At 63.6% G+C, this 8464-nt stretch carries 9 protein-coding genes; 5 read left to right on the top strand and 4 right to left on the bottom strand.

What is annotated here, in order from left to right; all coding sequences use genetic code 11:
* Nucleotides 1–1330: 1330 nt before the first annotated feature.
* A complete protein-coding gene (locus tag AC1DY5_RS31835; RefSeq protein ID WP_478117960.1) occupies nucleotides 1331–1546 on the top strand; it encodes a hypothetical protein in 216 nt (71 codons plus the stop codon).
* 20 nt (nucleotides 1547–1566) lie between these two features.
* On the opposite strand, the gene AC1DY5_RS31840 is transcribed toward AC1DY5_RS31835, so the two are convergent.
* On the bottom strand, nucleotides 1567–2151 hold the full coding sequence (locus AC1DY5_RS31840; protein WP_478117961.1) for an ATP-dependent Clp protease proteolytic subunit: 585 nt from the start codon (nucleotides 2149–2151) through the stop codon (nucleotides 1567–1569).
* A gap of 65 nt (nucleotides 2152–2216) precedes the next feature.
* Here AC1DY5_RS31840 and AC1DY5_RS31845 point away from each other — a divergent pair, with 65 nt between their 5' ends.
* Entirely contained in the window at nucleotides 2217–2360 is a 144-nt protein-coding gene (locus AC1DY5_RS31845; RefSeq protein ID WP_478117962.1) for a hypothetical protein, read from the top strand.
* A 791-nt stretch (nucleotides 2361–3151) separates the two neighbouring features.
* Here the strand turns inward: AC1DY5_RS31845 and AC1DY5_RS31850 are convergent.
* Nucleotides 3152–3790 carry a hypothetical protein gene (locus tag AC1DY5_RS31850; protein ID WP_478117964.1) on the bottom strand — a complete coding sequence of 213 codons (639 nt, stop codon included), beginning with the start codon at nucleotides 3788–3790 and terminating at the stop codon, nucleotides 3152–3154.
* A gap of 399 nt (nucleotides 3791–4189) precedes the next feature.
* Here AC1DY5_RS31850 and AC1DY5_RS31855 point away from each other — a divergent pair, with 399 nt between their 5' ends.
* Both AC1DY5_RS31855 and AC1DY5_RS31860 read left to right on the top strand, forming a co-directional pair.
* A complete protein-coding gene (locus AC1DY5_RS31855; protein WP_478117966.1) occupies nucleotides 4190–4690 on the top strand; it encodes a DUF6788 family protein in 501 nt (166 codons plus the stop codon).
* 10 nt (nucleotides 4691–4700) lie between these two features.
* A complete protein-coding gene (locus AC1DY5_RS31860) occupies nucleotides 4701–6107 on the top strand; it encodes an ISNCY family transposase (protein WP_478117973.1) in 1407 nt (468 codons plus the stop codon).
* Nucleotides 6108–6349: 242 nt separating this feature from the next.
* Here the strand turns inward: AC1DY5_RS31860 and AC1DY5_RS31865 are convergent, their stop codons facing one another.
* Both AC1DY5_RS31865 and AC1DY5_RS31870 read right to left on the bottom strand, forming a co-directional pair.
* Entirely contained in the window at nucleotides 6350–6550 is a 201-nt protein-coding gene (locus AC1DY5_RS31865) for a hypothetical protein (RefSeq protein WP_478117968.1), read from the bottom strand.
* 398 nt (nucleotides 6551–6948) lie between these two features.
* A complete protein-coding gene (locus AC1DY5_RS31870) occupies nucleotides 6949–7158 on the bottom strand; it encodes a hypothetical protein (RefSeq protein WP_478117970.1) in 210 nt (69 codons plus the stop codon).
* A 235-nt stretch (nucleotides 7159–7393) separates the two neighbouring features.
* On the opposite strand from AC1DY5_RS31870, the gene AC1DY5_RS31875 reads away from it, so the two are divergent.
* Nucleotides 7394–8464: IS4 family transposase (locus AC1DY5_RS31875; protein WP_478117971.1), on the top strand; the 1071-nt coding region annotated here is incomplete at its 3' end.

Genomic DNA, 8464 nt, shown 5'->3' on the forward strand with positions numbered 1-8464 from the left:
CTTCCTTCGCTTGCATCAATCTGCGTCGTCATGCCAACTGCGAAGCCATTCCCGTGCCAGTTTGACGGGCTCGGAGAAAAACTCTCACTCTCTGAGTGCTGACGTCCGAGATCAAGCTCGCGTAGTGCTCGTCGACGGTCTTCTCGACGACGACGAGCCTTGCTCCTGTGGCGGCTTCGAATTCCGACCGTAGCTCTTGAACGGGGCCGGCGATTGCCTTGCCCCCGTTAACCAGGACGGTCACCGTCTGACCTGCAAACGGGCAGTTCCCAGGGCGACAAGGCTTTGCGACGATGGGTGGGACGATGTTGCTCTGCTTGACGACCGTTGTGTCCGACCCGGCCACCGCTGGCGGCGTCTGTGCATGCGCGAACGCGGCTGCTGCGCAGAGGGTGGCGGACAGGCCAAGTCGYACCGTTTGGCGGAAGTGCGGCAGGCAACGGACCATGGTGCATGTCTCCCCTCATCAGACCGCTCTACCCAACGGGTGACTTCAACGAGCGCGGTGAAGATGTAACCCCTGAACGCCAGAAGGTCAAGATACTCTTTCGGAAGCCCAACCATGTCCGCAAGAGCCTGGAGCGCGTCTGTCGATGCACCTTCGTTCTAGAACCACGTCTTTGATGGGGATAGCTTCGTTGCAATTTCGCCGGTTCTTTCAGATGACCGCTGGGGCCCGCGTTCTGCGCATCGCTCGGTGGCCCTCAAGGGTGGGTGGTGGCGGCCGCTGCTATCCTCAATGTTCTCGGTGACAGCATCTCCACGCCTCAGTGTGTTTTGTATTCGATTCGCGGGCCTGCATCGTATGACCGGTCTTGGCCGAAAGTGCCATGTCGGAAACGCTTGGGCGGGCGGACTACTTGCGCCAGAACGCCCACCAAGGTCCTGCAATTCGGCGTGGGGCGCGTAGGTCCGCCCCGAGCGTGGATAGGGCTCCGCTTCTTCGGCGCAGTTCGCGCTCCAGTTCATGAGCCCGACCATTGGCGTCTCGTTCTCCATGCAACGCTCGAGCTCGCCACTGTGCAGCTAGCGCCGCCAACTGGTCGTTGCTGAGATTTTCAAACTCGGACGGTGAATTCACGCGCTGATTATTGCCACGCACGGCTGCCTTTAGGCCCTTGAACGACCTATCGGACTCCGATGCGGTRTATCCACGCCACACAAGCTTCTGGCCCGAATTCTGCCTCGACGTCGAACGGCCGGTCCTGGCGAGAAGAGTCTGACGAGTGCAGCTTTGCCGAAGACCGCCCTGTGATTTGCGAGCTCAAGTCGCGGTCCACTTGTTGCTACAAATCGCCAGGGCCTAAAAGTCCGCCGTCGTCGTGGTGGTGTGGTAGCCGGTGAGCCTGCCCGGCACGACCTCGCGGGCTTTGTCGCGGCCGACAACAGCTCGCTGATGCCGGCCGCCAAGCTGTCCTATCAGTTGGCGAGGCAAAGCGCCATGACCTCGCAGTTGGTGAACGAGGCGGCGCGCCAGGCGCGCCTGCAGCGCATCGAGGCGACCTACGCCGACCAGGTGGCGGCGCTGCGCGGCGACTGGCGCTGATCCGTCTTTGCGGATGGCTTCTAAGTCCGCAACTCGGTTTTGCGATGGATGATGCGCGAGACCAGCCCATAGGTCACCGCTTCCTCGGCCGACAGCCAGCGGTCGCGTTCGATGTCGACCAGCACCTCCTCCAGCGGCTTGCCGGTTTCGCGCGCGATCTCGTGGGCGATGCGCTCGCGGGCCTTGACGATCTCCTGCGCCTGGATCGCGATGTCGGTCGCCTGCCCGCCTGCGCCGCCACTCGGCTGGTGAATCAAGAAGCGGGTGTTGGGCAGGCAGACGCGTCGCTCTCGGGGCGCCGCCAGGAAGAGATGCGTGGCAGCGCTGCCCACCCAGCCGGTGCCGATCATGTTCACCGGCGCGGTGATGAAGCGCACGATGTCGTGGATCGCGTCGCCCGACTCCAGGTGCCCGCCCGGCGAACTCACCAGGATGTCGATCGGCGCCTGGCTGTCCGCATCGAGTGCGATGAGGCGGCGCGTGACATCGGCCGCCACCGCGTCGGTGATCGCGCCGAAGATCAGCAACGTGCGCGATTTGAAGGCCTTTTCCTCCAGATACGCGCTGTGCGTGGCGGAAGGCTTGGTGTCGTCGTCGGTGGGCATGGAAGAATGACTCCTGTGGTTGGAATTGACAGTCCGCGCTGTATGGCAAGGTGCGGCGATGCTCGATGAACGCTACATATCGGATTTTCCTTCGCATCGGCTGCGACGGCGCGAGTGGATGCCGACTGGGCGGCCAGTTCGTCTGCGTGCTGCCCCTGGGCGCGCAGTGCGAGGCCGGGCAGGAGGAACTGGCCGGGCTCTACGGCTGAGCCGTGCCGGCTAGATCTTCCACTGCATCGTCGGCGCGGAGCGTCCGTAGCGGTCGCAAAGCTGCTTGCGGTTCAGCTTGCCGACGGCCGTCTTCGGAATCTCGTCGACACAGCACCTCGTGAGGCGCCTTGCGCCGCTGGATGCGACGAGCCTGTGAGTTGCGCCTTGTACGGGTCGAAAAAATCCCCGGCGTGGACCGCCGCTGTTCCACCTGGCGTTTGGCTAAGGCTGGCGGCCGCTTCCGCACCAACCTCGCTCCGCGGCCGGGTTCGATCGCCGGTCGACTCCGCAGGCGCCAACACGTGCCCTCGTGGGGCTGGACGGGATCACTCGAGCAACAAGCAGCGGCGCTCGCCGGGTCGGCGGTAGGTTTGCGCAAGATCGTGACGTGGCTGCTCGAATTGCCGCTGAACGTCCTTGGGCAGGGCTTGGGGTGGCTCAAGTTCGGCGAATGGCAACCGGTTCCGTTCTACGCCCTGTTCCTGAGCGAAGAAGGTCAGGCCATRATTAGCGCGTACTCGCGCTCTCAACCCCTCTCCCTCGTGCACCGTCCACCATTCCTCGTTCGGCCAAGAAATTGCATTCTTGGGATGGACGCGTTTCGGGCCGCGGATGCCGGACGGGTAGGTGCAAAGGCGTCACCAGCCGTACAGCCGCTCTGGGCCCTGAGCTGCCGTATGTCCGACGCGGACACGAAAGCCGAAATGGTCCAAGTCAGGCCAGTCGCACAGGACGCAAAGGCTTAACGCAGGTTACCAGCAGAGCAAGTGCGACCGGGGCGACCGCGGAACTACTTCCGAATCTCTTGCGAGACCAACTGCACCTCACGCGTCCCTGGGCCTTGCGGATGCTTATCTGTGCGCCGCATCGACTGCTTCACGTAGATGCCGAGTGCCGGGCTGAACCACGCCAAGTTCTCGTTGCCCATATTGTCCGTGGACTTCACCCTGAAAGCTTCGAACGCCCCCGCCGGCACGGAGACGTTTTCGCTGGCTTCGACCCAGTACACGATATCGAGGCGCTGGCGCTGCTGGGTGGCGTGAACGGTCTGCATGTGACTGGCGCTCCACGTCTTGCCGACGGTCAGAGGCCACTCGTAGCTGAGGGGAGGCTCCCATGTGATGAGCGGCCTTCCTTGGCCAAAGAAACCGACCCAGTTTCCGTTGGGCTGCGCCACGATGGTTCCCTCCGGGGATTCGAAGGCCACGTGCTGGCTGCCCTGCCAAGTAATCTCTCCTCGCTTATAGGAAAGTTGCGTGCTTGCCGTGCCGAAGCTGCCTGTATCGCGCCTAGAAGAAACCCAGCTCGTTCCGAGTGGTGGGGCCTCATATCTCGCTGCTTTGAGCGCGGATGAGGAGCACCCTTGAAAGGCGGCTACGACCATGGCGGTTACTGCGACAAGCAGCGCAGACTTGCGAACGAAGTTCATGGATTCCTCCGATTCACGCGTTTGAGAACGACGAGTACGCACGAGGGTTGAGTTCGCTCTATGCGCCTCGCCTGCCGGTGCGCGGAGGGTACAAGTGGGTACTTGAAAAGGGCGGGCCCGCGCTGCGCCGAAGTGGGCAACCAAGCCTCGATGCTCGTCTAGCCCAGTCGCGTTTTTCCTAGTGTTCGAACGAAGCAGTCTAGGGCGCGCCCGTCGCCAGTGTCAATTGAGTTGTCCAGGAAGAGAACGCCTCTCAGGTTCGAGTGTCACGCGGGCGTGACAATTGTCGCTCCACCAGTTCTGCGTAGACGGTTTTGAGCAGCTCGGTGGAGGCAGCGGCCGGAGGCCCTAGTCTACTTTCCGGCGCAAAAATCAGTAGCCGTTTGCGAGGCGGTCGTGGTGCCCGGCGGGCAGCGCTTTGTGCATGAGCGCACATCGCGCGATATGAGCCGGGAGTCATCGGCCGCATCGCTTGAACTTCCGGGATCGAATCATTCGCAACTGCTTGACAAGCGGTTTCGTTTGATTTACCTTAACAATATGATAGGTAAGGAAGCGCTAATCACCGAGATCGAACAGGCCGCGCAGTCGATGATCCAGGGATCGCTCACCGAATTGACCCGCAAGTGCGGCGATCCCTCGTGCGCCTGCGCCACCGATCCGGCACGCCGCCACGGCCCGCACCTGTATCTCATGTTCAACGCCGAGGGCAAGGCGCATTCGGTCTACGTGCCGCGCGAGCAGGGTGAGGCGCTCAAAGAGGCGCATCGCAATTGGTTGCGCTTCCAGGAGATCGGGGTGGAGATCGCGGCGGACAACCGCGATCGGTTCTTGCGCCTGCTGCAGCGTGAGAAGGAAAAGGCCAAGGCGCAGCGGGCCCGGGCGCGCAATAAGGCCTGAAGTGATTGAGCTGTGCCGCCGCCAACTCAATCTGGCCGAGGGCCTGATTGCTGAGGAGGTCGGCGACTTGTGGGAAGACTGGATGCGTCACGTCGACCAGGTGCTTGACGACCGGCAGTTGCTCGATCTGGTGTACACGGCGTTGGCTGAGCGCTGGCCGAACAGCCGCACGCGCGGGCGCAAGGGCACCCCGGCAGAGGTCGTGCTGCGGCTGCTGGTGTTGAAGCACATGCGCAACTGGAGCTACGCCGTGGTTGAGCGCGAGGTACGTGCAAACCTGGTGTATCGCCAGTTCACGCGCGTGGGCGCAGAGAAGGTTCCCGACGCCAAGACGCTGGGCAAGCTCGGCGTCGCGTTGGGCCCGCAGATCATCGAGAAGATCCACCAGCGCGTGGTCGCCATCGCACAGGAGAAGAAGGTCGTCCACGGTCGCAGGATGCGCGTCGATACCACCGTCGTGGAAACCGACATCCACTACCCAACCGACAGTACGCTGCTGGGCGACGGGGTGCGGGTGCTGACGCGCGCGATGAAGAGAATCGGGGAACTCGCCGGTGCGGCAGGCGCCAAACTGCGCGACCGCACGAGGAGCGCGCGCAATTGCCTGCTCAACATCGGGCGCGCCAGTCGCAGCCGCGTCAAGCAGGGTCCGGAGCGCTTGCGGCACAGCTACGGCAAGCTGCTGTCCATCACCGGGCGCGTGGTGGGGCAGGCCACGCGCTTCGTGCAGGAAGTGGCAAGCGGCGTCAAGCGCAGCGCCTGCGTCATTGCGCAGGCGGGCATTGAAGCCGAGCGCAAGTATTTGCAGACCATGATCCCGCGCGTGAGACAGGTCATCAGACAGACGCGTGAGCGCATCTTCAAGGGCAATCCGCACTCGAGCGGCAAGCTCGTGAGCTTGTTCGAAGCGCACACCGAGATCATCCGCAAAGGCAAGGCCTCCAAGCCCACAGAGTTCGGCAAGATGGTCAAGATCCAGGAAGCCGAACAGCAGATCGTCACGCACTACGAGGTCTACGACGAGCGTCCCAGCGACTCGCATCTGTTGGTCCCTGCGCTCGATATCCATGAGCAGCAATTCGGGCGCCCACCCCGCCTGGTTGCAGCCGATGCCGGATTCTTCTCGGCACACAACGAGGCCGCCGCCCATGCCCGTGGGGTCAAACGCGTCTCGATTCCCAACCGCTCCACCAAGAGCGTCGAGCGCAAGAAGCTCCAGAAGAAACGATGGTTCCGCAATGGCCAGAAGTGGCGCACCGGGGCTGAAGGTCGCATCAGTCTCTTGAAGAGACGCCATGGCCTGAATCGATGTCGCTACAAGGGCCCGTCGGGCATTGGGCGTTGGGTAGGGCTTGGCGTCGTCGCAGACAATCTGATCAATATCGGCCTCGCTCTCGCAGCTTCAGCCAAACGCTGAGACCATCCCCTTCTTCCTCTCCACCGCGCACTGAAACCAAGGCCGCCGATCTCGGCGGCCTTGGCCTTTGTTGCCTCGCCACGCAGAAACTCAAAAACGGCATTTTTGCGCCGGAAAGTAGTCTAGTGGCATGTTGACCTTTTCAGTCACCGTCTGCCGATTTGTCGGGCTGCTTGCGGATGGAGAACGTCACGGTGAAATCAGAGTCCACCACGACCTCTCCGGTTGACCGAAGCCGGTATTCACCGGGTTCCGTTTCGTAGAGCGACCTGGTGTCTGGTGGCAGGTTGTATCGCTCGCCCACGCGACCCGAAGAACTGCTGCTGCTCAATCAGCGTTTCCTCGGAATCGAAGTACGCGAGACCTACCAGGAGCAGCAACCCCGGCAGCCGCTGCGCCAGTTCGAAATCCCAGACCTCGCGTTCGTCAATCTCTTCGGTCATCGATTCAGGGGGCATAGGTTGGCATCCGACGAAATCAGGCTCAGGGTTTGAAGGTCCGGTCCTGGCCGAATTCAGCCTTCGCTCGCAGCGTCGCGATGGAGGCAGGCGAAGACGACCTCAGCGCACTGAGGCTCGTCGAATCAGCCGACGTGGCATTCGTGAACGGGAATGGCCGGCGAAGCGGCCAGCCAAGCGTAGGCGCCGTCGCGGAGCGGGCCTCCTTCAGCTTATGGATTTGGCGGCGCGATTGCCGCCGGGCCCAGTCCAGCGTGGCAGTGGTGTGGAAGTGGCCCAGCGTCAGAAGGTCAGAAGGCGCACCAGGCCGTCGACGACATGGCACAAGCCGAACACCATGTGGGACAGCCGGCCGGCGGGGGTTCGGTTGCGCTGGATGCCCATCAGTCCTCCGTGATGACGGCGAGGCGTGCACGGCTGACGATGCGGGCGGTCTTGTTGATGCCGCTGTCGGGGTCGATGAGCGCGGTGAGGATCGTGCCGAACATCTCCTTGCCGTGCGCGGCCGAGCTCTCGGCGCCGGCCTGGTACATGCCGCTCATCGTCCGAAGGTGCGCGTTCTTGCGGCGCAGCTCGGAGATCTCCTGCTCCATGTCCAGGATCGATTCGGCCGGCGAAGCACGCCCAGGCGTTTTCGGAGGTCCACGAACTGCGATACATCCCGCTGCTGCTCGAGGATCGGGTTGTCGTTGACCATTTTCGCCGACAAGATTCGCGGGAAGGTCGCGACACGCCACGCCGCCAAGTCGAACGCCTCTAGGACCAATACTGTTCAGATAGATAATTCTGTGCGACAATCCGGTCCCGTCTCCACTACGGACGGAWTCGATGGCACGAACAAGGAAGGCGCTACCGGCTCGAGTTGACACGGCGCACCTGATCAGCGCCGGGGTGCTTGCGGCGGTGTGTCCGCGCCCGCTGATYGACGAGGTGCTCGCCGAGACGGGCAAGGCCAGCCAGCGCGAGCGGCTGCTGCCGGCAGCGGCGGTGGTGTACTACGTGATGGCGCTGGCCCTGTGGCGCGAGGCGCCGCTGGAGGAAGTGCTGCGCGTGGTGTGCGAGGGTCTGCACTGGCTGGGCGGCGGGCAGGCTGAGGCCGTGCAGGCCAGCAAGTCCGCGATCTCGCAGGCGCGCACCCGCCTGGGGCCCGAAGTGATGCGTCGCCTGGCGCAGCGCGTKCTGCGCCCGCTGGCCGCGCCCGGCGCACCTGGGGCGTGGTATCGCGAGCGGCGCGTGATGGCGCTGGACGGCAGYTGCCTGGACGTGGCCGACGAGCAGGCCAATGCGCAGTTCTTCGGGTACCCCACGGCCGTGCGTGGGCAAAGCGCCTTCCCGCAAGCGCGCGTGCTCGGGCTGGTCGAATGCGGCACGCACGCCGTYGTGGCGGCGGACATCGCCCCGTACGCGCGCAGCGAGAAAGCGATGGCCGCCGAGGTGCTGCCCGACTGGTTGCGCAAGGACATGCTGCTGCTGGCGGATCGGGGCTTTTACAGCTTCAAGCTGTGGCAACTGGCCGCGGGCAGCGGGGCCGCACTGCTGTGGCGCGTGAGCRCCACGATCAAGCTGGCGCCACAGSAGGTGCTGGCCGACGGTTCGTACCTGAGCACCGTCTACGACAGTGCCGACARCGCTCGGCGTCACGGCACGACCGTGCGCGTCATTGAGTACACGCTGCACAACTCGGCCACCCCTAGCGAAGACAGCTACCGATTGATCACCACCCTGCTCAACGCCGATCAAGCACCGGGCCTGGAGCTGGCGGCGCTGTACCACGAGCGCTGGGAAATCGAGGGTGTGTTTGACGAGTTCAAGACGCACTTGCGTGGCGCCAGCACCGTGCTGCGCAGCAAGACGCCGGACCTGGTACAGCAGGAGCTGTGGGGGCTGCTGCTGGCGCAC

It is taken from the genome of Variovorax sp. P4_D9, from assembly GCF_056401695.1.

Bases quoted from the DNA above. Each gene is read 5' to 3' on its own strand.
- AC1DY5_RS31840 (WP_478117961.1), bottom strand. From the start codon at position 2,151: ATGCCCACCGACGACGACACCAAGCCTTCCGCCACGCACAGCGCGTAT.
- AC1DY5_RS31845 (WP_478117962.1), top strand. From the start codon at position 2,217: ATGAACGCTACATATCGGATTTTCCTTCGCATCGGCTGCGACGGCGCG.
- AC1DY5_RS31850 (WP_478117964.1), bottom strand. From the start codon at position 3,790: ATGAACTTCGTTCGCAAGTCTGCGCTGCTTGTCGCAGTAACCGCCATG.
- AC1DY5_RS31865 (WP_478117968.1), bottom strand. From the start codon at position 6,550: ATGACCGAAGAGATTGACGAACGCGAGGTCTGGGATTTCGAACTGGCG.
- AC1DY5_RS31870 (WP_478117970.1), bottom strand. From the start codon at position 7,158: ATGGAGCAGGAGATCTCCGAGCTGCGCCGCAAGAACGCGCACCTTCGG.